Genomic DNA, 25,938 nt, shown 5'->3' with positions numbered 1-25,938 from the left:
CCCGCGAACGGGTGCCAAGGTCTCCTCCGCCCGGAAGGGCCAGCGGGCCGGGACACGATGTCATGTCCGTAGTGACGACGACGCTGCAGACGGGAGTACTCCCCTTGCACTTCGACACCCTAGCGGGCAGGGCTATGGATCCTCTCCACTGCCCGCTCAGCCGAGATCGTCGAGCACCTCGAGCACGTCGTCGCGGATGGCGAGGAACGCCGCATGAACCTCGGTGCGCCCGCCGTCCTCCGAGAGCGCCGCGACCGTGCGTCCCAGCGCCCCGAGGGGGAGCGTCCCGGCGGACTCCCGAGCGCTCAGCTCCCCGAAGCCCTCCGGAGGCGACCCCGCGCGCGCCGCGAGCAGGAGCTGATCGCACAGCACCGAGGCCGCGCCCAGGAGCGACGCCGCGGCACGCAGATCGCTGCGGGCGACCTCGGTGCACAGCAGGCGGTCGCGGATGATGCGGGTGAGCCGCCGCGAATGCGGAGCGGGGATCGCCCGCCTCGACCGGATGCGCCAGCGATCATCTCCGTCCAGGGGCGCCTCGTATGACACCGGCTCGCCGTCGCTCACATGGATCGCCGGGATCTGCATCGGTGTGGGAAGCGGATCCCCTGCCCACCACGCCGCCGGTGCCTCCGCCGTCGGAAGGAACGCTGTCGCGCGCTCTCCTCGCGCCGCCCCCGCGCCATCCGGGCGGAGGTCGGCGACCTGCACGAGGCTGGGGTTGCTGGCGAAGTGGGACAGGCCGCGGGATCGGATGACTCGGAACAGCGCTTCCCCATCGTCGACGGGAGCGCTGTCGTCGGCGGCGGCGAGCTCGGCGGCGACCGCGACCGGCAAAACGGTGGCGACGACGGACACCGTCTTCCCCGGCGGGGCGACCCACGGCCGCCCGGCGAAGGCAGCGATCCGCACCGCGTGCGACGCGTAGGTGTCCCACCCCGAGAAGAAGCTCAGCACCGCGGCGGGCTGACGCCTCACCGCGTCGCGGACCTGAGCGAGAAGCGCCGGATGCGCGTCCACGTCACCCGAGAGCACGAGATGATGAGTCGCCCGGCGGCTCCACGGCTGCCAGACGGGACGCGGGGAACCGCGACGCGCCGACGGTTCGATCCCGTCGGAGACGATCTGGACGGGAGCGCTGCGGAGCTCGTGCGCCAGGGCGACCGCCCGGTTCTCGAGCCCCGGCAGGGCGCGGATCGAGACGCTGAGCGTCGGCATCGAACCCCCACTCCGCGTCGCCACCTGGTCTCCTCGCATCGCGCACGATCCACACGGCCGCCCACACGGCCTTGTCCACGCTCCCGGAAAGCGTACAATCTGACATGTTACGTGGCCAACTCTTGCGGCGTCTCCACCCTCATACGTCCGGCCCGGAACGAGAACGGCCCCGCACGCATTCGCGTACGGGGCCGTTCGGTGTCGTCGTCACTTGACGGGCGCGGTCTCCGCTGTCGCCGAAGCCTTCGCGGCGGGCTTCTTCGCCGCCGCCTTCTTCGGAGCGGGCTTCACATCGGCCGGGGTCTCCGCGGCGGGAGCCGCCTTCGCGGCCGGAGCCGACTTCGCCGGAGCAGCCGCCGGGGCCGCGTCGGCCGGTGCCGCCGGACGCGGACGCGCCGCGAACTCCTCGAACACGTAGCGCGGGTTCTGCACGGTCTCGAGGTTGACCAGGTCGCGGCCGAGCCACAGGTTGTTCCACCAGCCCCACAGCACGCGCCACTTGCGCTCCCACGTCGGCATCGCGAGTCCGTGGTACCCGCGGTGCGCGACCCAGGCGATGAAGCCCTTGAGGGCGATCTTGCCGGACTGGAAGACGCCGTTGTACAGGCCGAGACCGGCCACGGCCCCGAGGTTCTTGTGGAAGTACTCCTTGGGCGCCTCGCCACGGAGCACCGCCACCAGGTTCTTCGCGAGGAGCTTGGCCTGACGCACCGCGTGCTGCGCGTTCGGCACGCAGAATCCGCCGACGCCGCCACCCGACAGGTCGGGCACGGCCGAGACGTCACCGGCAGCCCAGGCGCCCTCGACGAAGGCCTCCGGAGTGCCAACGCGCAGGTCGGCGCGGGTCTGGATGCGACCGCGCTCCTCGATCGGCAGGTCGCCGCCGCGCACGACGGTCGGGTTGGCCATGACGCCCGCGGTCCAGACGATCACGTCGGTCGGGATGACCTCGCCCGTCGAGAGCTCGACGTTGCCGTCGATCGCACCCGTGACCTGCGTGTCGAGGTGCACGTTGGCGCCGCGCTTCGCGAGGTCCTTGAGCACCCACTCGCTGGTCTTGAGCGACACCTCGGGCATGATCCGCCCCATCGCCTCGATCAGGTGGAAGTGCGTGTCCTCGAAGTGGATCTGCGGGTACTTGCTCACGAGCGACGAGGCCAGCGAGCGCAGCTCGGCGAACACCTCGATGCCGGCGAAGCCACCACCCACGACGACCACCGTCAGCAGACGGTCGCGCTCGGGACCGGCGGGAAGCGAGGCGGCCTTGTCGAAGTTCGACATGACCTTGTCGCGGATCGCCACGGCCTCTTCGATGGTCTTGAGACCGATCGCGTTGTCGGCGATGCCCGGGATCGGGAACGTGCGCGAGACGGCACCCGCGGTGACCACGATCTGGTCGTACGCGAACTCGTACGGCTCGCCGACGGGCGGCGTGATCGTCACGGTCTTCTGCGCGTGGTTGATGTTGGTCACCTTGGCGGTGAGCACGTGCGTGCGCTTGAGGTGGCGGCGGTGGGCGACCACCGAGTGACGTGCCTCGATCGAACCGGCGGCGACCTCGGGAAGGAACGGCTGGTACGTCATGTACGGCAGCGGGTCCACCATGGTCACGTCGGCCTCACCCTTGCGTAGGTGCTTCTCGAGCTTCCACGCGGTGTAGAAACCTGCGTAGCCCCCGCCGACGATCAGGATCTTGGGCACAGTGCTGTTCTGAGGCACAGAAGAACTACTCCTCGGAGTCGGGATTGTGGCGTACGGGAACGCGCGCCGATCGGATGCGCCGGGCAGCTGCGGTGACGCCAAGCGCTATCAGGATACCAGGCACCGTGAGTGCGACGAGCGGCAGGGTACCGTAGCGCAGTGATTCGGCGCTGGGAAGCAGCGGTGAGCCAGCCTCGCTCGGTTGATCCGCATCGGGAAGCGGAGGCACGGCGACCGGGGTCAGCTCGGGCTGCGGCGCCGGCTCGCTCTCGGCTCGGCGGAACAGCCGGATCCACTCCGCCAGGTCGCCCATCGGGTTCGTGTCGACCGAGGGAAGGGTGGCCGAGATCGCCGCGGCAGCATCGACCAGCCCGTAGCCGTAGAGCGGATCGCGGGGCTTCTGCGCATCGGGTACGGGTATCGCCGTCTTGATGATGCGGTTGATCACGTCGTTCGCGGAGATGTCGGGATGTGCCGACCGGATGAGCGCGGCGATCCCCGCCACGATCGGTGCCGCACCGCTCGTGCCGTTCCACTTGACGACTTCCCCGTCGGCCGAGACACCGAGCAGGCCCTCACTGGGCGCCGAGATCCCGATCGTGATGCCCTGCGTCGATGCCTCGATGCTCGCGGTGCCCGTCTGATCGACACCGCCCACCGTGAGCACACCGGGGATCGTGGCGGGAGCGCCGATGATGTTCGTGCCGCTCCCCCGGTTGCCCGCCGCGACCACCACGACCACGTCGTGCTCGAACGCGTAGAGGAACGCGTCGTCCCAGCTCTCGTCCCAGTCCAGGGTGTTGGTGGTGAACGAGAGGTTGATGATGTCGGCCCCGTTGTCCACCGCCCACCGCATCGCTTTCGCCACCTGCTCCGTGAAGGGCACGGCGGCCGCCGCGCCGAAGCCCACAGACACCGACAGCAGCTTGGCTTCCGGGGCGACGCCGATCATGCCGGTGCCGTCGGGGGCGCCGCGACCGGCGGCGAGCGACGCCACCCAGGACCCGTGGTTGCCGTCGATCGCGCCCAGCGGCGTCCGTCCATCCGGCGTCCCCGTGCCGGAGACGTCCGTGCCGCCGACCACCGCGTCGCCGAAGGTCTGCGGGACCTTGCCGATGCCCGTGTCGATGACCGCGATGGTCGTCCCCTCGCCGCGCGTCGTCTGCCACGCCTCGCGGATCCGCGCGCCGTCGAGCCAGTACTCCGCCGCGCGCACCGGGTCGGCGGGGTCGTCCGGGATCGGCGGCGGCGTCGCCGCCGTCGCGCTCGACCCCAGCAGCAGCACCGTCGTCGCCACCGCGGCGGCGGCGACCACGCTGCGCAGCATCCGCCGTCCGGTCATGCCGAGCGCGCCGCCTCGCGCACAGCCGCACCGGGGTCCTCGCAGCGGCAGACCGCGGGCGACCACGACGAGCGCTCGAGCGCCGCGTCGCCGATCGGGTTCACACCGGGGCCGGCCGCGAGGGCGTGCCCGGCGAGAGCGTGCAGGCACTTGACGCGGGTGGGCATGCCGCCCGCCGAGATGCCGTCGATCTCCGGAACCTCACCGAACTGCGCGCGATCGGCCAGGTACGCGTCGTGCGCCGCGCGATACGCCTCGGCGACCTCCGCATCGTCGTCCAGCAGAGCGGCGAGCTCCGGCATCACATGCGTGGCCTCGAGCGTCGACATGGCCGCGGTCGCCGCGGGATGGGTCAGGTAGTAGAACGTGGGGAACGGCGTCCCGTCCGGAAGCCGCGGCGTGGTGGCGACCACCGTCGGGTTGCCGCAGCGGCACCGCGCCGCGATCCCGACCACTCCCCGCGCGGGGCGGCCGAGCTGCGCGGACACGACGGCGAGTTCGGCGGGCGTGGGGGCGGGGAACGGGGGCGTCGTCACCACACCAGCGTAGGGGAGGCTCCAGGGAGGATGCTCGGAGCGGAAGCTCAGCGGGTGACGGCCACGGTGTCGCTGAGGCCGGCGGACACGAGCGTGCGCAGCAGCTGCGGCATCCAGTCCGCGGGGCGCTCCTCCAGGGTGTCGCTCACCGGTTCCTGCTCCCGCGGCAGCGCCGACGGATCGAGGTCGTTGTCGATCAGGTACACGACCTCGCCGGGCTTGACGTAATACAGGCGCTCGCGCGCCTGGGTCGTGATGTAGGCGGGATCGTCCCACCGATCGCGCTCGGCGGAGAGCGCGGCGATCTCGGCCTCGCTGACCTGCACCGAGGCCTCCAGCGCCGCGATCTTCTGCCGCTGGTCGATGAACGTCCCGAGCGTGGGGACCAGCACCCAGGCGCCGAGCACCACGAGCGACAGCATGATCGCAGAGAACGCGGACAGTCGGATCCCCGACGCCCACTCCCGCACGTCCACCCGCGGCGCGGCGCCCTCCGCGCTCCGTGGCGCTCGACGCCCCGGCTTCGCGGACGGTGCCGGCCGTGCGGTCTTGGCCGTCGCGGGGCGCGGAGAGGCGTTCGACGACGACGAAGGAGGAGCCGGTCGTCGTGCCACGGCTCCTCCTCCGTCATGCCGCCTCGGCGGCGTCGTCCTGCCGCGGCTCACGCGGCTCTGTCACTGTGTGTGCGCTCAGGCCCGGTAGCGCGGGAACGCAGAGCGGCCGGCGAAGACCGCGGCGTCGCCGAGCTCCTCCTCGATGCGCAGCAGCTGGTTGTACTTCGCGACGCGCTCGCTGCGCGCCGGGGCACCCGCCTTGATCTGACCCGCGTTCGTGGCGACCACGAGGTCGGCGATCGTGGTGTCCTCCGTCTCGCCCGAGCGGTGCGACAGCATGGCCGTGTAGCCGGAGCGCTGCGCCAGGCTGACCGCGTCGAACGTCTCGGTGAGCGTGCCGATCTGGTTGACCTTCACCAGCAGCGAGTTGGCCACGCCGCGGGCGATGCCGTCGGCGAGACGCTGCGGGTTGGTGACGAACAGGTCGTCGCCGACCAGCTGCACCTTCGAGCCGAGCGCCTCGGTGAGGTGCTTCCAGTTGTCCCAGTCGTCTTCGGCGAGTGCGTCTTCGATGGTGACGATCGGGAAGTCGTTCACCAGGCCGACGTAGTACTCGGTCAGCGCCGCGGCGTCCCAGTCCTTGTTGTCGAGGCGGTACACGCCGTCGTTGAAGAACTCGGTGGCGGCGACGTCGAGGCCCAGCGCGATGTCGGTGCCCGGGGTGAACCCGGCCTTCTCGATGGCCTTGACCAGGAAGTCGAGGCCCTCGCGGTTGCTGGGCAGGTCGGGGGCGAAGCCGCCCTCGTCGCCGAGGCCCGTGGCGTAGCCGGCGGCCTTCAGCTCGGCACGCAGCACGTGGTAGGTCTCGACGCCCCAGCGCAGCGCTTCGGAGTAGGTCTCGGCGCCGATCGGAGCGAGGAAGAACTCCTGCATGTCGATGCCGTTGTCGGCGTGCTCGCCGCCGTTGATCACGTTGAACAGCGGCACGGGCAGCACGTGCGCGTTGGGGCCGCCCAGGTAGCGGAACAGCGGGAGGTCTGCGGAGTCGGCGGCGGCCTTCGCGACCGCAAGGCTGACGCCGAGGATGGCGTTCGCGCCGACGCGCTTCTTGTTCTCGGTGCCGTCGACCTCGATCAGGATCTCGTCGACGATGCGCTGCTCGCTCGCCTCCACGCCCTCGAGCGCCGGGCCGAGCTCGTCGATCACGGCCTCGACGGCCTTGCGCACGCCCTTGCCCCCGTAGCGGCTCTTGTCGCCGTCGCGCAGCTCGTACGCCTCGAAGGCGCCGGTCGACGCACCGGACGGCACGGCCGCACGCTGCACGATGCCGTCGTCGAGGAGCACCTCCACCTCGACGGTCGGGTTTCCGCGCGAGTCGAGAATCTCGCGTGCGCCTACAGCCTCGATCAGTGCCACTGATGTGCTCCTTGCTCAGGGAAAAGGTTGTGTGGAGCGTCGTCGATCCGCGCCCCAGTCTAGCCCCGGGCTCGGACGGCGCCGGGGTGACAGGCGGCGCCGGGTGGATGCCGCGCGCGGGCCGGGTCAGACCACGAGGGCCAGTGCGACGCCGTCCCAGCCCTTCAGCCCCACGGTCTGCAGCGCGGTCGCATCGAACCGCGGGTCCTCCCCCAGCATCCGCAGGCCCTCCCTGGTGCCGACGACCTTCGGATCGGTCGAGTCCTCGCGCACGATCTCACCGTCGCGGCCGATGTTGTCGAGCACGACCACGGTGCCGGGATGCCCGAGCCGCGCGGCCCAGTCCAGGTACACGGTGTTGGACTCCTTGTCGGCGTCGATGAACACCAGGTCGAACCCGCCCACCAGCGTCGGGAGCACGTCGGCGCCGCGGCCGATGCGGATGTCCACGCGTTCGCCGACACCGGCCGCATCGAGGCTCGCCCTGGCCACCGCGGCGTTGTCCGCCTCGGCCTCGACCGTCACGACCCGTCCCTCCTCCCCCACGGCGCGTGCGAGCCAGATCGTGGAGTAGCCGCCGAGCGTGCCGATCTCCAGCACCCGCCGCGCCCCGCTCAACCGCACCAGCAGGTTCAGCAGCTTGCCCGCCAGGGGCGCGACCTCGATCTCGGGCAGCCCCGCGGCCCGTTGGGCGGCGAGCGCCGCGTCGAGCGCGGGATCGGGCTCCAGGAGCTGCTCGGCGAGGAAGGTGTCGGCGTCGGCCCAGGCGGCGGGGGTGGAGTCCATGCGCTCAGCCAACCCCCGGCGCACGCGGCGCGTCAAGCGTCGCCGCCGCTGCTCCGGCTCGCCGCGGCGCGAGCGGCGGCTGCACCCGGAACTGCCCGGTCAGCAGCAGCACGAGGATCACCACCGCCGCGACCAGCCAGGCCGCGACACCCAGCGGTCCCGCCAGCGCGAGGTCGGGCTGTGTCGCGGCGAACAGCACCACCATCCCGGCCGCGGCGTTCAGCGAACCGTGCGCGACGACCGCCGGCCACACCGACCCGGAGCGCAGGCGCAGCCAGCCGAACAGCACACCCCACGCGACGCACCCGCCGACCATGAACAGCACGCCGGTGACGTCGGTGCGACCGAAGTTGTAGCCGAGCAGGATCACCGGACTGTGCCACAGACCCCAGATGACGCCGCTGAGCAGCAGTGCCGGCCAGGTGCCCAGCGGACGCAGGGCGGGCAGCAGCCACCCGCGCCACCCCAGTTCCTCACCGAACGCGAACCCCGCGTTGACCAGCGCGCCGAGTGGGATCATCGCGAGCTGCGCGAACACCACGACCTCGACCGGCGGCATCGGCGTGCCGGCGGGGAGCGCCCGTGCCAGCTCGGCCGCGAACGCCCCGGACGTCGGGTCGAGCCGCACCCAGCCGAGGGCGGCGGAGACCAGGATGCCGAGCCCCACCAGCAGCGGGGGGATCAGCCACGCCGCGACCAGGAGCCACACGACGCGCTTCGCCGGGCGCAGCGGCCAGAGCCCCAGGAAGCGCAGGCGCGCACCCGGCCTGGGCACCCGCATCACGAACACCACGAGCACCGTCGCGAGGGCGGGCGTCAGCATCATGGCCGGCAGCAGGAGCGTCGAGATCGGCTCGGCGAGCCCCGCACCCAGCCAGAGCGGCAGGGCGACCAGCCAGGCGAGCCCGCAGGCTGTCGCGATGAACACGATCACCGCGGCCCACGGCACGCGCGTCACGGCTCCCTCCGCGTCGCGTGTCGTGTCGTCGACGGTCATCGTCCGCTCCTCTCGGTCGCCCCGTCGGGCCCTCCCCCGTGGTCCGTCCGCGCGGCGGCCCGATCGACGTAGGCCTGCAGCAGTGCCGCGGCCTCCTCCGCCCCGTCGATCGTCACGATGAACGGTCCGTGGTCGCGGCGCGCCACCTCGATCGCGGAGCCCTGTCGCATCACGATGCCGCTGCGGCCGTCCGGCGAGAAGCGCCACCCCCATCCGCCGAACTCCCCGAACGGCGAGACGGTCACGGCTCGCGCGGACACGATGCGGTCGACCGGGATGCGCTGACGCGGCCAGCCGAGCGGAGCCTGCGCCGTGAGGCCCTCGGGTGTCACACGCATCCGGAACGACGCCGTCGCGGCCACGGCGAACGCCACCACCACGGTCACCAGGACCGCGATCCACGCCCCGGTGATGCCGCCCGCGAGCATCCACACCGCCAGCGCGATCAGCCCGAGGAGGACGACCAGAAGGAAGGCCAGGGCCCCGCGGGGCATGGTCGTGGTGCCCACCCAGACCACCCGTTCCCCGTCGGCCACCCGCACGACGTGCCGCGGCTCGAGCGTGCGCCCGGGCTCGGGCCTCACCCTGGGCTGAACGAGCCAGGCGACACCTCCGGTGACGAGGAGAGCGGCGAACGCGAGCGCCGTCACGACGCCGATGCCCGGGACCTCGGCGGTCGACGCGAGGTCGCGCTGGATCCACAGCGACCCGAGGCTCAGCACCGCCGCGAACCCGGACATGCCGGCCGCGAGCGCACCCATCAGCCGGGCGGCTCCGCCCCAGTGCGCAGCCACCGCGGCGAGCGTGGTCGCGGCCATCAGGAGCGGGAGGCCGAGCCCGACGCCGAGGAGCAGCCAGAGGTAGACGATCGGGGCACCGAAGCGGTCGGCGCCGTCGAGACCCCAGTGCACCGCGACGGTGCCGGGGAGCGAGGGCAGCCAGGACAGCAGCACCGCGGCGGCGATGGCCGTGATGACCACGGGTGCGGCGACCGCGACCAGGACGAAGAGGAGGCGCGCCCACCGCAGCAGCGCGGGCGGCGTGCGGGTGAGGTCGTGGGTCGTCATGGCGAATCCTCCTCTGTGGTGCGCGGTGTGGTGCGCGGTGTGGTGCGCTGTGCGGCGGGGGTGCTCCGGTCGTCGACGGGAGCACGGTGGGTGCGGACGATGCCGGCGAGCGTCTCGGCGGAGACCCCCACCGCGGCGGCACGACGGACGAGTCCGTCGATCTCGTGCGCAAGCTCGACCAGCGGGGCCGCGGAGGCCGCGATCACCGCGCCCCTGCCGCGCCGGAGGTCGACGAGACCCTCGTCGCGCAGCCGCTGGTAGGCGTGCAGCACCGTGTGCTGGTTGATGTCGAGCGCAGTCGCGACGTCGCGCGCCGCGGGCAGCCGGTCGCCCGGGGTGAGCGCGCCCGCCAGGATGTCGGCCCGGATGGACGCGGCGACCTGGTCGTACAGCGCGTGCGGACTGTCGACGTCGACGCGGATCAGCATGGCGACCTCCTATCGCTACTTATTCTATGTCAACTAGAACAACTGTGCCAACCCTCCAGACGTCTTCGCCGGTCGCTGCCGCATCCTCCACCCTGACCTCATGCGCATCACCCCCCGCCGCCTCGCGGCCGGCATGAGCCTGTGGATCCCGAACCTGTTCAGCGGCATCCGCGTGCGCCGGTTCAGCGAGGACTGGACCCACGCGACCGTCGAGCTGCACGTCAACGTCTTCACCCGCAACTACGTCAAGACGGCGTTCGGCGGCTCCATGTCGGCCATGACCGACCCGTACTTCTTCATGCTCGTGATGCACCAGCTCGGGCGCGACTACGTGGTGTGGGACACCCGCGGCGAGATCGAGTTCCTCAAGCCGGGACGCGGCGTGCTCACGGCCGAGTTCTCGGTGCCGCGGGAGAAGGCGGAGGAGCTGCGGCAGCGCGCCCACGGCGGCGGCAAGGTGCTCGAGTGGTTCGAGACCGTGATCACCGACGGCGACGGCGACACCGTGGCGAGGGTGCGGCGCCAGGTGTACATCCGCGAGAAGAAGCGCGTCGCCGCCGCCCGCCGCTGACGCGACACCGGCCGTTCACCGGCACGTGGGACGATGGCCGCGTGCCCCTCGCCCGACGCCTGACCCTCGCCGACGCCGTCGCGATCGGCCTCGGCTCGATGATCGGCGCCGGCGTGTTCGCCGTGTGGGCCCCGGCCATCGGCGTCGCGGGCAGCGGCATCCTGATCGCCCTCGCGATCGCCGCCGTCGTGGCCTACTGCAACGCCACCGCGTCGGCACAGCTCGCCGCCGTCCACCCGGTCGCGGGCGGCACGTACGCCTACGCGCGCGCCGAGATCGGCCCGTGGTGGGGCTTCGTCGCCGGCTGGAGCTTCGTGATCGGCAAGATCGCGAGCTGCGCGGCCATGGCGATGACGTTCGCTGCCTACGCCGTCCCGCCCGCCTGGCAGACGCCGGTCGCGGTGCTCGCCGTCGCGGCGCTCGCGGTCGTCAACTGCTTCGGCGTCACCCGCACCGCGCTGCTGACCCGGATCCTTGTCGCCTGCTCCCTGCTCGGGCTCGCGGTCGTGGTGATCCTCGGGCTCGGCGCCGCTCCCACCTCGACCCCCGCCCCGCTGCCCGACGCGACCGCGTACGGCGTGCTCCAAGGAGCCGGGCTGCTGTTCTTCGCATTCGCCGGCTACGCCCGGATCGCGACGATGGGCGAAGAGGTCACCGACCCCGCGCGCACGATCCCCCGCGCGATCGCCCTGGCCCTCGGCGGCGCCGTGGTCGTCTATGCGCTGGTCGGCCTCACCGTGGTGCTGGTGCTCGGCGCCGAGGTGCAGGGCGCGACCGCGCCGCTGGCGGACGTGCTCGTCGCCGCCGGCTGGTCGTGGGCGACGCCCCTGGTGCGGATCGCCGCGGCGGCCGCGTCCCTCGGGGCACTCCTGGCGCTGCTCACCGGCATCGGACGCACGGTGCTCGCGATGGCCAGGGAGGGCGATCTGCCGCGGTTCCTGTCCCGCATCGACGCCCGGCATCAGGTGCCCCAGCGCGCGGAACTCGTGCTCGCGGCGCTCGTGATCGCGCTGGTGCTGGCGGCCGACCTGCGCACCGCGATCGGCTTCTCCTCGTTCGGGGTGCTGCTCTACTACCTGATCGCGAACGCCGCGGCCTTCCGTCAGCGCGGTGCCGCCCGACGGTCGCCGCGCGCGCTCCAGGTGGTCGGCGCGCTCGGCTGCCTGGTGCTCGTGAACACGCTGCCCGTGGCGGCGTCCCTCATCGGAACGGCCGTGGTCGTCGCCGGGGTGGCCTATCGACTCGTGCGGTTGCGGCTCGAACGGCGCGCCGATCACTCCCGCAGCGCGGAACGGTAGCCCCGCGGAGCGATGCCCAGCACGGCCCGGAAGTCCCGGGTCAGGTGCGCGTGGTCGGCGTACCCGAGCTCGGCCGCGAGCGACGCCAGGTCGACCGCGGGCTCATCGCGCACGCGCTGCGCGGCCTCCTGCAACCGTCGGCGACGGATCATGGCCGCGGGCGACAGCCCCACGTGCCGTCGGGTGAGGCGCTGCAGGGTGCGCACCGACACCGCCAGGCGCGTCGCGGCCTCCTCGGGGGTCAGCGCCGCCCCGTCGCCGAACAGGGCGTCGAACACGGCGTTCGCACCTCGGGCATCGTCGTCGCCCGCCGGCGCGTTCGCCACGAGCCAGCGGGAGAACGCCGCGACCGCGCGCTCCCGGTGCCCCTCCCCCGTCGACATCGCCGCCGACACCCCGTCGTGCAGCTCCGGTGCCGCGACCGCGCGGGCGGTGTCGACGAGGGCTGCCGGATCGGGCTCGAGCGCGGGCACCGCTGCCGGACGCAGGAGGGCGCCGACGGCCCAGCCGCGCCCGCTCAGGTCGCGGTGGAACAGGCGGGTGGTCGCGCCGGACAGCGTCACGGCGTCGGGCTCGACCACGAGGTTGAGCGCCGGATACGACACCACCTCCTGCCGGGAGGAGCGTCCGGGCTCGATGTCCCACTCCGGGATCCAGAACCACGCCACGAGGTGCCGGACCTCGGGCGGAGCGGGCAGGCGGTGGAACTGGGGCAATCGCGCGGGATACAGCACACCCCTGGTCGGATTCACCATGCGCTCAGCGTAGGGGGCACCGCCGACGCGACGCCGTGGCGCCCGTGTCGCGCATCTTCAAGCGCCCGGCGCGCCGCGCGATCTACCGTGGCGACATGACCGATCAGACACCCGCAGACCTGCCCGTCACCGGCGTGACCGGTGCGCACACGACCGACGGCCGCCCGCACGGCGTGACCTCGCTCACCCCGTTCCTCGCGATCCCCGACGCCGCCGGTGCGCTCGCGTTCTACCGCGACGTGTTCGGAGCCCGCGTGATCGACGTGACCGAGTTCGGCGACGTCGTGGCCCACGCCGACCTCGACTTCGGCACCGGTCGACTGCAACTGGGCGAGCCCAGTCCCGACTACCACCTCGTGCCGCCGCCCGCCGGCGACGACGCCTGCTATTCCCTCGGCCTCTACGTGCCCGACGTCGACGCCGTGGTCGAGCGCGCCGTGGCCGCCGGTGCCACCGTGCGCGAGCCCGCGATGCACTTCGTGTCGGGCGACCGCTTCGCCAGCATCCGCGACCCCTTCGGCGTGCGATGGTCGATCATGACCAGGGTCGAAGACCTCTCGGACGAGGAGAGCGCGCGCCGCGTCGCCGAATGGGCGGCGTCGTTCAGCGCGGGGCAGGCCGACGCGAGCTGAGCGCGACGACGGTCGCCCGCTGCACGGCGGGGAGCAGCGCCTCCGCGGTGCGCCGGTAGCCGAGCGGGCTCGGGTGGAACCGGTCGAGGCTGAACATCGCCTCCGGCTCGTCGAAGAACAGCGGCCCCACGGCGCGGCGCAGATCGACCGGCTCGGCCCCCGCGCGGCGGGCCGCCTCCGCCTGCACGGCGGCGAGCCGACGCGACAGGCTCGAGGCGATGCGGCGCAGCGGCTGCGGCACCGCGCGGAGCGCCCCCAGATCCGGGCAGGTGCCCACCACGACCCCGGCGCCGAGGTCGCGCAGCCGCCGCACCGCGTCATCCAGGTGCCGCGCGGACTCGGCGACCGGCAGGCGATGCGTCACGTCGTTCCCGCCCACCACGACCACCGCGACGTGCGGACGGTACCCGGGCGGCAACGCGTCCAGCTGCGTCGCGAGGTCGCGCGACTCCGCGCCGACCCTCGCCACCGTACGCAGGCGCACCGGACGCCCCAGACCACGCGCGAGCGCCTTGGCGAGTCGTCCGCCCAGGGTCTGCTTGGGGCGCTGCGCCCCCAGCCCCGCCGCGAGCGAGTCTCCCACCAGCAGCAGGTCGAGCGGGGCGCCGTCGAGCCCCGGCCGCCAGAGCCGGTCGGCATCGAGCGACACCTCCCCGAGCGGCTTGCCGATGCGCCGTCGCGCGAGCGCGGCCTGACGGACCAGCACGAGGCGCAGCACCGCGGTCAGCAGGGCGACGGCGGACACGGCGGCGAACACGGGACGGAGGCGACGCACGACCCGATTCGAGTCGACCGCCGTGAACGCCCGGTGAACACCACCGAGCCCCGGATCAGCCGAGCGTCTTGACCTCGAGCTCGTCGGAGCCTGCCCGCACGCTCGCGAAGTGGGTGTAGCCGTCGGCGGCCGCACGCTCCAGCAGCGCCTTGAGGTTCTTGGTGCGCTGCTCGAGCCGCACGCGCGCCCCCCTCGCCACGAGCTCGGCCTTGTGGGCGACCAGCTCGCCCACCGGCACGTCGGCATCGTGGACCAGGACGATCGCCTGCGCCTCGGTGTCGGGGTCGGCGGAGACCAGGTCGACCAGCCGCTCGAACCCGAGCGAGAAGCCCACCGCGGGAACGTCCTGCTTCAGGAACCGGCCGATCATGCCGTCGTAGCGCCCGCCGCCGCCGAGCGAGTACCCGACGGAGGGGTGCGCGAGCTCGAAGATCGTGCCCGTGTAGTACCCCATGCCGCGCACGAGGAACGGGTCGAACACGAGCGGGATCTCGACGTGCTCCGCGACCACGGGGCGTGCGGCCGCCACGGCCTCGCCGATGCCGGTGAGGTGCGCGATGAGCTCATCAGGGACGCCCTCGGGCAGCGCCTTGCGGATCTGCCGCTCCCCGTACGGGTGGTACTCCAGCGTCTGCGGGCGGCGGAGGAACTCCTCGAACGCGGCGACGGCGGTCGCGGTGACCCCGCGCTCGCGCAGCTCGGCCGCGACCCCCTCCGGCCCGATCTTGTCGAGCTTGTCGATCGTGATCAGCACCTGCGGGCGCTCCTCGGTCGTGAAGCCCAGGTGGCCCAGCATCCAGTCGAGCAGGCGGCGGTCGTTGATGCGCACGGTGGCACCCTCGAGCCCCAGCGCGTCGACGGCGTCGAGCGATGCGACGAGCAGCTCGGCCTCGGCCCGCCCCGACGCATCCCCGATGATGTCGATGTCGCACTGCACGAACTGGCGGTAGCGGCCCTTCTGCGGCCGCTCGGCCCGCCACACCGGCGCGATCTGCACGGAGCGGAACACACCGGGGAGCTGCCCGCGGTTGCTGGCGTAGAAGCGCGCCAGCGGCACCGTCAGGTCGTAGCGCAACCCCAGGTCGGACAGCGCGGCGGGGTCGTCGGCCGCGGCGCGGATCGCGTCGGCGTCGAGACCGCGGCGCAGGATCGCGAACGACAGCTTCTCGTTGTCGCCGCCGATGCCCGCGTGCAGCCGCTCGTACTCCTCCACCACGGGCGTCTCGATCTCGTCGAACCCGTGCGCGCGGTAGCGCTCGCGGATCACGGAGAGCACGCGCTCACGGCGGGCCTTGTCGGCGGGGAGGAAGTCGCGCATGCCGCGCGGCGGGTTCACAGTAGCCACCCGTCCATCTTCCCAGGTCGTCGGCGGCACCCGCGCGTCGGGTCAGCCGGCCTCCGCCCCGCGCACCTCGTCCTCCAGCAGCCGCAGCCGCTCGCGCAGCGCCCGCTCGGCATCCCACCCCTCGGCGCGCGCGGTCGCGACCAGCGCCAGGAGCGCGTCGCCGAGCTCCGCCTCGGACGCCGGAGTGGCCGCGACGGGGCTCTGCGGCACCGTCACACCGGTCCCCGCGGCCCGGCCGACCAGCTTCTGCGCCAGGGCGAGCGCCGGCATCCCCCGGGGCACGCCGTCGAGCACGCTGCGCCGCGTGCGCTTCTCCGCGGCCTTCGCCGCGTTCCAGTGGATCAGCACCTCCTCCGGCGTGGTGGCGACCTCGTCGCCGAACACGTGCGGATGACGGCGCACCATCTTCTCGGTGAGCGTGGCGGCCACGTCGTCGATGTCGAACGGATCGTCGGGGTCCTGCGCGGCGATCGCGGCGTGGAACAGCACCTGCCACAGCAGGTCGCCCAGCTCCTCGCGCAGATCGTCGCGGGTGCCGGACTCCACGGCGTCGATCACCTCGTGCGACTCCTCGATCAGGTACGGCACCAGGTCGCGGTGGGTGATGCGCTGCGACCACACGCAGCGCTCGCGCACGGCCCGCATGGTGTCGGCCGCGGCCCGCAGCGCATCCACGTCAGGCCGCGACTCGTCGGCAGACCCGCTCATGCGTCCTCCGCTCCTCGGTCAGGCCCGCCCCGCTCTGCGGAGGAGGCACCGGCGAGGCGACGGTACCAGCGGGCCCGCAGCGACACGATCACCGCCGAGAGCAGCAGTGCCAGGAGCGAGCCGACCAGCACCCCGAGGATCGCCTGGTCGCGCAGGCCCGCGTCGGCGGCGAACGCGAGGTTCGCGAGCAGCAGCGACACCGTGAAGCCGATGCCGCCGAGCGCTCCCGCCGCGACGATGTCGGCGAAGGGCAGCGCCGGATCGGCTCCCCGCGGGCGGATGCGCATCGCGAACCAGCCGAACACCGTGATGCCGACGATCTTGCCGACCGGGAGGGCCACCACGATGGCCCAGAACGCGGGCGACAGCTCCGTCGGCGCCACCGCGGGGATCACCACGAACGCCGCGACGAATGCGAACACCGGCAGGATCACCCCGTTGACCGTGGGCTCGAGCGCGTGCCGCGTACGGCCAGCGGGCACCGGCGCCATCACCAGCCCCAGCATGACCCCCGCGATCGTGGCGTGCACGCCGGACGACGCCACGAGCGCCCACGTCACCACACCGACCACGGTCATCGCGACCGCGATCAGCGGATGCCCCTTCGCGTGCAGGAGCCGGCTGAGCACCCAGAACACGGCCACACCGACCAGGGCCAGCACGAACAGCAGCCACTGCACGTCGTGCGCGAACAGCACCGCGATGAACACGATGCCGATGATGTCGTCGAGGATCGCGAGCGCCAGCAGGAACACCCGCACGCGCGACGGCAGGCCGCGGCCGAACATCGCCAGCACACCGAGCGCGAAGGCGATGTCGGTCGCGGTGGGGATCGGCCAGCCGGACGCCGTCTCCGGGCCGCCCGCGATCAGCAGGTACACCAGGATGGGGACCAGCACCCCGCCGGTCGCGGCGATCGCCGGCTGCACGGCCTTGCGCGGGGAGTCGAGCTCGCCGTGGGTCAGCTCGTGGCGCAGCTCGATCGCGACCACCAGGAAGAACACCGCCAGCAGACCGTCCGAGACCCAGTGCGCGATCGACAGGTCGAGCGCCGTGCCCGGCACCGCGAGGTGCGCGTCCAGCAGCCCCGCGATCGCGTCGTGGGTGGGCAGGTTCGCGAGGAGGAGCCCCAGTCCGGCCGCGACGAGCAGGAGGACGGCGGGGAACTGCTGACCGCGGAGGGGGTTCGCTGTGATGCGCATCGTCTCCATCGTAGGCGGCGGTGTCCTCCGGCCGTCATGCGTGCAAGAGGCGTTCTCACCCCGGGATACTCTCGGAGGGTGACCCCCGATTCCCCCGCTTTCTCCGAGCCGACGCCCACCGAGGCCATCCGCGTGATCGGTCGTTTCGAAGCCGGTCGCGGCATTCCCGATGCCATGCGCTCCGACGTGCGGATGCTGGGCCAGCTGCTCGGCCAGGTGCTCCGCGAGGCCGGCGGCGACGACCTGTTCGACGACGTCGAGCGTCTGCGCCTCGCGACCATCCAGGCCTACGAGGACGAGACCTCCGACGCGTTCGAGCGGGCCGCGGCGATCGCCGAGTCATTCACGATCGCCCGCGCCGACGAGGTCGCGCGGGCGTTCACCTGCTATTTCCACCTGGTGAATCTCGCCGAGGAGCACCAGCGCGTGCGCGTGCTGCGCGAGCGGGCCGGCCAGCCGGGGCGGGAGGACGCGAGCGACACGGTCGCCACGGCCTACGCGCGCCTGCGCGACGAGGTCGGTGAGGACGAGGCGCGCCGCCGTCTCGCCGGTCTGCGCTTCCACCCGGTGTTCACGGCGCACCCGACCGAGGCCCGCCGCCGTGCGGTGTCGTCGAGCATCCGCCGGCTGTCGGAACTGCTCACGCAGCACGACGCCGCGAGCGCGGGCGGCGCCGAGGAGCACCGCGCCCGCCGTCGCATGCTGGAGGAGATCGACACGCTGTGGCGCACCGCCCCGCTGCGCGCGCAGAAGCCCTCCCCGACCGACGAGGTCCGCACCGTCATGGGCGTGTTCGACGAGACGCTCTTCACGACGGTGCCGCACGTGTACCGCCGCATCGACGACGCACTGCGCGGCGAGGAGTCCGGAGCCAGCGCGCCCGTGGTGCCCTCCTTCGTGCGCATCGGCTCGTGGGTGGGCGGCGACCGCGACGGGAACCCGTTCGTCACCGCGGCCGTCACGCGCGAGGCCTCGCAGATCGCCTCCGACCACGTGCTGCGCGGACTCGAGCGCGCGCTGGACCGCATCGGCCGCACGCTCACGCTCTCGGCCGACGACACGCCCCCGAGCGCGGAGGTCGTCGCGCTGTGGGAGGCCTTCGCGACCGCCGAGCCCGAGGTCGCCGCCGAGCTCGCCGCCCGGTCGCCGGAGGAGCCGCACCGCCGCGTGCTGCTCGTGCTCGCGCGGCGGGTGGCCGCGACCCGGCTCGGGGACAGCGAGCACGCGTACACCCGACCGGACGAGCTGCTGGCCGACCTGCGTGCCGTGCAGTCCTCGCTCGCCGCGGCCGGCGCCCGTCGGCACGCGTTCGGCGGGGTGCAGCACCTGATCTGGCAGGTGGAGACCTACGGCTTCCACCTGACCGAGCTCGAGGTGCGCCAGCACTCCCAGGTGCACGCCACGGCCCTCGCCGAGCTCGACGCGGGCGGCCCGATCAGCGCCCAGACGGAGGAGGTGCTGGAGGTGTTCCGTGCGATCGCGGACATCCAGCGCGACCGCGGGCTGCGGGCGGCAGGGCGCTACGTCGTCTCGTTCACCCAGGCCGCGTCCGACCTCGCGAACGTGCACCGCCTCGCCCGGTACGCCCTCGGCGACGACGCCCCGGTGCTCGACGTGGTGCCGCTGTTCGAGACCTTCGCCGACCTGCAGGCCGCGCCGGCGATCCTCGCCGAGGTCGTCACGTTCCCCGAGTTCCGCGAGCGGATGGCCGCGACCGGCAACCGCCTCGAGGTGATGCTCGGCTACTCCGACTCGTCGAAGGACGTGGGCCCGGTCGCCGCGAACCTCGCGCTGTACGCGGCGCAGGCCACCATCGCCCGCTGGGCGCAGGAGTCGGGCATCGAGCTCACGCTGTTCCACGGTCGCGGCGGCGCCCTCGGGCGCGGCGGCGGCCCCGCCAACTCCGCCATCCTCGCCCAGCCGCCGCACTCCGTCGACGGCCGGTTCAAGCTCACCGAGCAGGGCGAGGTGATCTTCGCGCGCTACGGCGAGCCCGCGATCGCCATGCGGCACATCGACCAGGTCGCCGCCGCCACGCTGCTCGCCTCCTCCCCCACGGTGGAGGAGCGCACCAGCCGCGCGGCCGAGCGCTACGCCGAGGTGGCCGCCACGATGGACGCGGCCTCCCGCGAGCGCTTCTTCTCGCTCGTCAAGGCCGAGGGCTTCGCGCCGTGGTTCGCCACGGTGACCCCGATGGAGGAGATCGGGCTGCTGGCACTCGGCTCCCGCCCCGCCCGACGCGGACTGTCGGTCGAGTCGCTGGAAGACCTGCGGGCGATCCCGTGGGTGTTCGCGTGGACCCAGGCGCGCATCAACCTCGCCGGCTGGTTCGGTCTCGGCACCGCCCTGGAGGCCGTCGGCGACCAGGACCTGCTGCGTGAGGCGTACCGCGAGTGGCCGCTGCTGCACACCATGGTCGACAACGTCGCGATGAGCCTCGCCAAGACCGACGAGCGCATCGCCCGCCAGTACCTGGCCCTCGGCGACCGCGACGACCTGGCGGCGCTCGTGCTCGACGAGCTCGCGCTCACGCGCCAGTGGGTCGTGCGGCTGACCGGCGGCGACGGCCTGCTCGAGAACAAGCCCGTGCTGCAGCGCGCCGTGCAGCTGCGCAGCCCCTACGTCGACGCGCTGTCGCTGCTGCAGCTGCGCGCGCTCCGGGCCCTGCGCTCGGCCGCGCCGCAGCCGGAGGGCTCGGGCGCCGACGCGGAACAGCAGCGCCTCCTGCTGCTCTCGGTGAGCGGCGTCGCGGCCGGACTGCAGAACACCGGCTGAGCCGCGGCCGCCCGTCGCGTGGCGCGGGGCCCTCGGGCGCCGACGCTAGAGTGAGAGCTCGGCCCAACCGGCACCGCCCTGACGCGACACGATCGCCAGCACCCCATCCCCCACCAGAAAGTCCTTCCCGCGTGACCGTCACGACCACTGCCGACTTCCATCCGCTCGCCGACTCCGTGCAGCCCGTGTTCGACACGGTGCTCTCCCGCAGCCCGCACGAGCCGGAGTTCCACCAGGCCGTGCACGAGGTGCTGCACTCGATCGCCCCCGTGCTGGAGCGCCACCCGGAATACGTCGACGGCGGCATCCTCGAGCGCCTGGTCGAGCCCGAGCGGCAGATCCTGTTCCGCGTGCCGTGGGTCGACGACGCGGGGAAGCTGCAGGTCAACCGCGGCTACCGCATCCAGTTCTCCTCCGTGCTCGGCCCGTACAAGGGCGGACTGCGCTTCCACCCCTCGGTGAACCTGTCGATCATCAAGTTCCTCGGCTTCGAGCAGATCTTCAAGAACGCGCTCACCGGTCAGGGCATCGGCGGCGGCAAGGGCGGCTCCGACTTCGACCCGCACGGCAAGTCCGACGCGGAGGTCATGCGCTTCTGCCAGTCGTTCATGAACGAGCTGTACCGCCACCTCGGCGAGCACACCGACGTCCCCGCGGGCGACATCGGCGTGGGCGGCCGCGAGATCGGCTTCCTGTTCGGCCAGTACCGCAAGGTCACCAACCGCCACGAGTCGGGCATGTTCACCGGCAAGGGCACCGGCTGGGGTGGGGCCGAGGTACGCACGGAGGCCACCGGCTACGGCGCGGTGTTCTTCGCGCAGGAGATGCTCGCCGTCCGCGGCGACTCGCTGGCGGGCAAGCGCGTCGGCATCTCCGGCTCCGGCAACGTCGCCCTCTACGCGATCCAGAAGGCCGCGCAGCTCGGCGCGACCGCGGTCACCGCCTCCGACTCCTCCGGCTACGTCGTCGACGACGCCGGCATCGACCTCGACCTGCTGCGTCAGCTGAAGGAGGTCGAGCGCGCCCGCATCGTCGAGTACGCCCGCCGCCGCCCCAGCGCACGGTTCGTCGAGGGCGGCAGCGTGTGGGAGGTGCCGGTCGACATCGCCGTGCCGTCCGCCACGCAGAACGAGGTGAGCCTGGCCGACGCCGAGGCGCTGATCGCCGGTGGTGTGCAGGCGGTCTCCGAGGGCGCCAACATGCCGTGCGTGCCCGAGGCCGTCGAGGCGTTCCAGCGGGCGGGTGTGCTGTTCGCCCCCGGCAAGGCGGCCAACGCGGGCGGTGTGGCCACCTCCGCACTGGAGATGAGCCAGAACGCCTCGCGCCAGCGGTGGACCTTCGCCGACAGCGAGAGCAAGCTCCGTGAGATCATGGCGGATATCCACGGCGCCGCGTTCGACGCCGCGGAACGGTACGGGGTTCCCGGCGACTACGTCGCGGGGGCCAACATCGCAGGATTCGAGAGGGTCGCCGCTGCCATGCTCGCGCAGGGCGTCATCTGACATCGAGCCGGCGAAGCCGGGCATCGGCGGGGTGCTCGGCTTCGTCTCTGCGCGCCCGCGCGGCTACGGACCGACGGGGCGGTCGTCGGCGTGCCGCGCGAGGGAGCTCCCGTAGCGCTCGGTGAGCTGCACCATGAGGTCGGGGGTGTCCCGGTCGACCCCGAACACGTGCCCGGGGAAGTCGAGCTCGGGCTGCGCCGCCGCGATCTCGTCCGCCCGGTCCGGCGAGAGCAGCTGCACCGGATCGCCGACCGCGACCCATCCGATCGGCACGACCGTCCCCTCGGGCAGCACCGCGCGCCGGTGCACGATCGCGTTGACGCGCACCTCGCAGCGGCTGCCCACCAGAGCACCGTTGAAGATGCGGGCGCCCGAGGCGAAGAACACCTCCTCGCCCACGGTCGCGCCGGCGATGCTCGCGAGCGTGCCGACGAGGGTGTGGTCGCCGATGTGCACCGCGTTCGCCGCGGTCGCCCTGATCAGCGCGTTCTCCATCACGATCACGTGTGCGCCGAGCGTGATCGGGCCGCCCTCGGCGGTGATCACGGCGCCGTGCAGCACCTGGCAGCCCGGACCGACCTCCACATCGCCGGAGATCACGGCGGTGGGGGCGACGACGGCGGTGTCATGGATGCGGGGGCGAGCCCCGAGGTGCTCGTACAACATGCGGCCAGACTAGCCCCGGGGCCCCGGCCGTCCGCTACGGGGTCGTGGCGGGTTCCGGGAAGATCGCGGTGAACAGCTGGCCGACCCACTCCAGCAGCTGCGCGTCGGGCAGCGGCTCCACACCGACGCCGACGGCCGCGGCGACGGTGGGCATCGGCACCACCAGCGCCTCTCCCCCGGCCACGAGCTTCGCCTTCGGGTAGAGCCGCTGCAGCCGCACCTTGATGGAGTCCTCCAGCCGCGCCGGCGCGATGCGGAGGTTCGACCCCATCGCCACCACATCGGTGAGCCCGGCGCGGGCTGCCCTGCGGCGCAGTCGCGCGATCGCGAAGAGCCCGGCGACCTCTTCCGGCGGGGTGCCGTAGCGGTCGATGAGCTCCTCCTGCACGAGGTCGATCGCATCGTCCTTGGCGGTCGCGGCCGAGGCGGCGGACAGCTTCTGGTACGCCTCCAGGCGCAGGCGCTCACTGTCGATGTAGTCCTCGGGGATGCGCGCGTCCAGCGGCAGCTCCAGTCGCAGCTCCTGCCCCGTCTCGACCTCTTCGCCGCGGAACGTCGCGACGGCCTCACCGATCATGCGCAGGTACAGGTCGAAGCCGACGCCGGCGATGTGCCCCGCCTGCTCCGCGCCGAGCAGGTTGCCCGCCCCGCGCAGCTCCAGGTCCTTCAGCGCCACCTGCATGCCCGAGCCGAGGTCGTTGTTGACCGCGATGGTCTGCAAGCGGTCGGCCGCGGTCTCGCTCAGCGGCTTCAGGTCGTCGTAGAGGAAATACGCGTAGGCGCGCTCGCGTCCGCGGCCCACGCGTCCGCGGAGCTGGTGCAGCTGGCTCAGGCCGTACTTGTCGGCGCGGTCGATGATGATCGTGTTGGCGTTGGAGATGTCGAGGCCGGTCTCGATGATGGTGGTCGAGACGAGCACGTCGAACTTGCGCTCCCAGAAGTCGTCGACCACCTGCTCCAGCGCATGCTCCCCCATCTGCCCGTGCGCGACCGCGATGCGCGCCTCCGGCACGAGCTCGGCGAGCTGGGCCGCGATCCGCTGGATGGACTGCACGCGGTTGTGCACGAAGAACACCTGGCCCTCGCGCAGGATCTCGCGCCGGATGGCGGCGGCGATCTGCTTGTCGCTGCGCGGCCCGACGAACGAGAGGATCGGGTGCCGGTCCTCCGGCGGCGTCGCGAGCGTGGACATCTCCCGGATGCCGGTGACCGCCATCTCCAGGGTGCGCGGGATCGGGGTCGCACTCATGGCGAGGATGTCGACGTTGGTCTTCATCTTCTTCAGCGCGTCCTTGTGCTCCACGCCGAAGCGCTGCTCCTCGTCGATGATCATCAGGCCGAGGTCCTTGAACATCACCTGATCGGTGAGGATGCGGTGCGTGCCGATGACCATGTCGACCGTGCCGTCGAGAAGGCCCTGCAGCGTCAGCTTCGCCTCCTTGTCGGTCTGGAAGCGCGACAGCGGCCGCACCTTCACCGGGAAGCCGGCGAAGCGCTCCGTGAACGTCTCCAGGTGCTGCTTCACCAGCAGCGTCGTCGGCACGAGCATCGCGACCTGCTTGCCGTCCTGGATGGCCTTGAACGCCGCGCGCACCGCGACCTCGGTCTTGCCGAAGCCGACGTCGCCCGACAGCAGCCGGTCCATCGGGATGGGCCGCTCCATGTCGGCCTTGATCTCGTCGATGGTCTGCAGCTGGTCATGGGTCTCGGCGAACGGGAACGCCTCTTCCAGCTCGCGCTGCCACGGGGTGTCCGGACCGAACGCGTGCCCCTTGGCGCTCATGCGCGCGGAGTAGAGCTTCACGAGCTCGACCGCGATGTCGCGCACGGCCTTGCGGGCCTTGCCCTTGGCCTGCGCCCAGTCACTGCCGCCCATCTTCGACAGCGTCGGGGCCTCACCGCCGACGTACTTGGAGAGCAGGTCGAGCTGGTCGGTGGGCACGAAGAGCTTGTCACCCGGGTAGCCGCGCTTGGACGGGGCGTACTCCAGCACGAGGTAGTCGCGCACGGACTTCGCGGCGTGGCGGCCGCCCGTCGAGACCTCGCGCTGCGTCATCTCCACGAAGCGGCCGATGCCGTGCGTGGCGTGCACCACGAAGTCGCCCTGCTTGAGCTGGAGGGGGTCGACCACGTTCTTCCGGCGCGAGGCGAGCTTCTTCACCACGCGCTGGTCGCCGCCGATCGTGCGGCCGTAGAACTCGTTGTCGGTGAGGACGGCGAGCTTCGCCTCCGGCACCTGGAACCCCGCCTCGACCGCACCGGTCACGAGCGTCGCGACCCCGGGGTCGGGGGCCTCGGTCAGCGACTCCACCGCGCGGGCCGCGATGCCCCGGTCGGACAGCACGTCGCGCGCGCGGTCGACGAGCCCGTGTCCCGTCGCGATCACCACGACGCGCCACCCGTCGGCGACCTTCGCGTCGACGAAGGCGATCGCCCCGTCGACGTTGCCGTGGAACGACGGGATGACCGCCGACGCCTCGACGCTCTCCGGGTCGGCGTCGCCGATGCCGAACGGGCTGAGCCGCCACCACACGCCGCCGCGGTCGCGCACCACGTCGCGCAGGTCGGCGACCGTGAGGAAGTCGCCCGCGCCGAGGTCGATGGGAGCCGAGGCCCCGGAGGTCGCCGCGCTCCACGCGGCGTCGAGGAACTCGCGGTTCGTGTCGCCGAGGGTGATCGCCCGCGCGGTCGCCCGCTCGGGGTCGACCACCGCGGTCGCGCTGCCGGGCGGCAGGTACTCCACGAGCGACTTCAGCGGACCGGCCACGGCGGGCAGCAGCGACTCCATGCCCTCGACCGGGATGCCCTCGGCCATCTTCTCGAGCATGCCCGCGATGGCCGGGAACCCGCCGATCAGCGCGCGCGCCCTGTCGCGCACGTCGGCGGTGAGCAGCAGCTCGCGGCTGGGCGGCAGGTCGACCGCGGGGACGTCGCCGGGGAGCGAGCGCTGATCGGCCACGGAGAACGCCCGGATCTGGTCGATCTCGTCGCCGAAGAACTCCACGCGGTAGGGGTGCTCCGACGTGGGAGGGAACACGTCGAGGATGCCGCCGCGCACGGCGAACTCACCGCGCCGCGACACCATGTCCACGCGGGAGTATGCGCGTTCGACCAGCTGCTCCGCGACGTGGTCGAGCTCGTGCCCCCGGCTGCCGACGGCGAGGTCGAGCGGGGCGATCTCGCCCAGGTTGCCGGCGATCGGCTGCAGCGCGGCGCGCACGGAGGCGACGACCACGAGGGGGTGGTCGCCCGACCACTCGGCGATGCGGCGCAGGGTCTGCAGGCGCTGCCCGACGGTGTCGGGGCTCGGGCTCAGCCGCTCGTGCGGCAGGGTCTCCCACGCCGGGAACGTGAGCACCTCGGCATCGGGCACGTAGGCCGACATCGCCGCGGCGAGCGTCTCGGCCCGGCGCCCGGTCGGCACCACGGCGAGCAACGCGGCGGGGTGCCCGGCCGCGGCGCGCTTGGCGAGGAGCCCGGCGAGCGTGGGCGCATCGAGGCCGTCGACCAGTCCGAGGTCGGCGTCGGTATGCGCCCAGGCGAGAGCGTCACGAAACAGAGACGCCTCTTCCAAGGCGCGCAGAATCCCCGGAACAGTCACCGGACAAGCCTAATCGCGCCCACCGACACCGCGGTCGACGTCCCCCTCGCCGACCGGGCGACCGGC

General features: G+C 72.5%; 22 protein-coding genes. 5 read left to right on the top strand and 17 right to left on the bottom strand.

The genetic code is table 11. The annotated features are described in order from the left end of the window. Positions 1–156: 156 nt before the first annotated feature. From KZC56_RS10775 to KZC56_RS10730, 10 genes are all read right to left on the bottom strand, one after another. Positions 157–1,239 (bottom strand): hypothetical protein, encoded by a 1,083-nt coding sequence (locus tag KZC56_RS10775; protein WP_168442874.1) that lies wholly within the window; start codon positions 1,237–1,239, stop codon positions 157–159. A gap of 183 nt (positions 1,240–1,422) precedes the next feature. Further along, positions 1,423–2,916, bottom strand: coding sequence for an NAD(P)/FAD-dependent oxidoreductase (locus KZC56_RS10770; protein WP_247638545.1), 1,494 nt, complete (start codon positions 2,914–2,916; stop codon positions 1,423–1,425). Between the two features lie 25 nt (positions 2,917–2,941). Then, positions 2,942–4,258: a S8 family serine peptidase gene (locus tag KZC56_RS10765; RefSeq protein ID WP_136033435.1), complete on the bottom strand. Its 1,317-nt coding sequence runs from the start codon at positions 4,256–4,258 to the stop codon at positions 2,942–2,944. Then, on the bottom strand, positions 4,255–4,794 hold the full coding sequence (locus tag KZC56_RS10760; RefSeq protein ID WP_247638544.1) for a DUF501 domain-containing protein: 540 nt from the start codon (positions 4,792–4,794) through the stop codon (positions 4,255–4,257). Before KZC56_RS10760 ends, KZC56_RS10765 begins: the two co-directional genes overlap by 4 nt. Before the next feature lie 47 nt (positions 4,795–4,841). Further along, entirely contained in the window at positions 4,842–5,408 is a 567-nt protein-coding gene (locus KZC56_RS10755; RefSeq protein WP_240753287.1) for an FtsB family cell division protein, read from the bottom strand. A 75-nt stretch (positions 5,409–5,483) separates the two neighbouring features. Further along, complete coding sequence (gene eno, locus KZC56_RS10750; protein WP_136033431.1) at positions 5,484–6,764, bottom strand: phosphopyruvate hydratase; 1,281 nt, start codon at positions 6,762–6,764, stop codon at positions 5,484–5,486. A 126-nt stretch (positions 6,765–6,890) separates the two neighbouring features. Beyond that, positions 6,891–7,550, bottom strand: coding sequence for an O-methyltransferase (locus KZC56_RS10745; protein ID WP_247638543.1), 660 nt, complete (start codon positions 7,548–7,550; stop codon positions 6,891–6,893). A gap of 4 nt (positions 7,551–7,554) precedes the next feature. Continuing rightward, positions 7,555–8,547, bottom strand: coding sequence for a CPBP family intramembrane glutamic endopeptidase (locus tag KZC56_RS10740; protein WP_136036076.1), 993 nt, complete (start codon positions 8,545–8,547; stop codon positions 7,555–7,557). Further along, positions 8,544–9,614 carry a DUF1648 domain-containing protein gene (locus KZC56_RS10735; protein ID WP_247638542.1) on the bottom strand — a complete coding sequence of 357 codons (1,071 nt, stop codon included), beginning with the start codon at positions 9,612–9,614 and terminating at the stop codon, positions 8,544–8,546. Before KZC56_RS10735 ends, KZC56_RS10740 begins: the two co-directional genes overlap by 4 nt. Then, the gene (locus tag KZC56_RS10730) at positions 9,611–10,042 is read right to left on the bottom strand and encodes a GntR family transcriptional regulator (RefSeq protein WP_247638541.1); all 432 of its coding nucleotides are present in this window, start codon (positions 10,040–10,042) and stop codon (positions 9,611–9,613) included. The genes KZC56_RS10735 and KZC56_RS10730 overlap by 4 nt, the downstream gene beginning before the upstream one ends. Positions 10,043–10,142: 100 nt before the next feature. On the opposite strand from KZC56_RS10730, the gene KZC56_RS10725 reads away from it, so the two are divergent. Further along, complete coding sequence (locus KZC56_RS10725; protein WP_247638540.1) at positions 10,143–10,613, top strand: PaaI family thioesterase; 471 nt, start codon at positions 10,143–10,145, stop codon at positions 10,611–10,613. A 41-nt stretch (positions 10,614–10,654) separates the two neighbouring features. Then, positions 10,655–11,911 carry an APC family permease gene (locus KZC56_RS10720; RefSeq protein ID WP_308194351.1) on the top strand — a complete coding sequence of 419 codons (1,257 nt, stop codon included), beginning with the start codon at positions 10,655–10,657 and terminating at the stop codon, positions 11,909–11,911. Here the strand turns inward: KZC56_RS10720 and KZC56_RS10715 are convergent. Beyond that, positions 11,887–12,666, bottom strand: coding sequence for an AraC family transcriptional regulator (locus tag KZC56_RS10715; protein ID WP_247638539.1), 780 nt, complete (start codon positions 12,664–12,666; stop codon positions 11,887–11,889). The genes KZC56_RS10720 and KZC56_RS10715 overlap by 25 nt on opposite strands. 95 nt (positions 12,667–12,761) lie before the next feature. On the opposite strand from KZC56_RS10715, the gene KZC56_RS10710 reads away from it, so the two are divergent. After that, positions 12,762–13,298, top strand: a complete 537-nt coding sequence (locus KZC56_RS10710) for a VOC family protein (protein ID WP_136033413.1) — start codon at positions 12,762–12,764, stop codon at positions 13,296–13,298. Here the strand turns inward: KZC56_RS10710 and KZC56_RS10705 are convergent. From KZC56_RS10705 to nhaA, 4 genes are all read right to left on the bottom strand, one after another. Then, entirely contained in the window at positions 13,270–14,073 is an 804-nt protein-coding gene (locus KZC56_RS10705) for an SGNH/GDSL hydrolase family protein (RefSeq protein ID WP_247638538.1), read from the bottom strand. The two genes, KZC56_RS10710 and KZC56_RS10705, sit on opposite strands and share 29 nt — an antisense overlap. A 55-nt stretch (positions 14,074–14,128) precedes the next feature. Continuing rightward, a complete protein-coding gene (hisS, locus tag KZC56_RS10700; RefSeq protein ID WP_240745298.1) occupies positions 14,129–15,391 on the bottom strand; it encodes a histidine--tRNA ligase in 1,263 nt (420 codons plus the stop codon). Between the two features lie 69 nt (positions 15,392–15,460). After that, positions 15,461–16,126, bottom strand: coding sequence for a nucleoside triphosphate pyrophosphohydrolase (locus KZC56_RS10695; RefSeq protein WP_247638537.1), 666 nt, complete (start codon positions 16,124–16,126; stop codon positions 15,461–15,463). After that, on the bottom strand, positions 16,123–17,328 hold the full coding sequence (nhaA, locus tag KZC56_RS10690; RefSeq protein ID WP_136033406.1) for a Na+/H+ antiporter NhaA: 1,206 nt from the start codon (positions 17,326–17,328) through the stop codon (positions 16,123–16,125). Before nhaA ends, KZC56_RS10695 begins: the two co-directional genes overlap by 4 nt. Before the next feature lie 174 nt (positions 17,329–17,502). Here nhaA and KZC56_RS10685 point away from each other — a divergent pair, with 174 nt between their 5' ends. Both KZC56_RS10685 and gdhA read left to right on the top strand, forming a co-directional pair. Continuing rightward, on the top strand, positions 17,503–20,103 hold the full coding sequence (locus tag KZC56_RS10685; RefSeq protein WP_281733447.1) for a phosphoenolpyruvate carboxylase: 2,601 nt from the start codon (positions 17,503–17,505) through the stop codon (positions 20,101–20,103). Positions 20,104–20,234: 131 nt separating this feature from the next. Next, positions 20,235–21,605, top strand: coding sequence for an NADP-specific glutamate dehydrogenase (gdhA, locus tag KZC56_RS10680; protein ID WP_136036015.1), 1,371 nt, complete (start codon positions 20,235–20,237; stop codon positions 21,603–21,605). Positions 21,606–21,668: 63 nt separating this feature from the next. Here the strand turns inward: gdhA and KZC56_RS10675 are convergent, their stop codons facing one another. Continuing rightward, positions 21,669–22,271 (bottom strand): gamma carbonic anhydrase family protein, encoded by a 603-nt coding sequence (locus KZC56_RS10675; RefSeq protein WP_247638535.1) that lies wholly within the window; start codon positions 22,269–22,271, stop codon positions 21,669–21,671. A gap of 34 nt (positions 22,272–22,305) precedes the next feature. Further along, the gene (gene mfd, locus KZC56_RS10670) at positions 22,306–25,872 is read right to left on the bottom strand and encodes a transcription-repair coupling factor (RefSeq protein ID WP_247638534.1); all 3,567 of its coding nucleotides are present in this window, start codon (positions 25,870–25,872) and stop codon (positions 22,306–22,308) included. Positions 25,873–25,938 lie beyond the last annotated feature (66 nt).

The organism is Microbacterium sufflavum (genome assembly GCF_023091155.1).
Taxonomy (GTDB): domain Bacteria; phylum Actinomycetota; class Actinomycetes; order Actinomycetales; family Microbacteriaceae; genus Microbacterium; species Microbacterium sufflavum.
The sequence above is the reverse complement of the archived record's forward strand: the minus strand, read 5'-3'. Positions and strand labels throughout refer to the sequence as shown.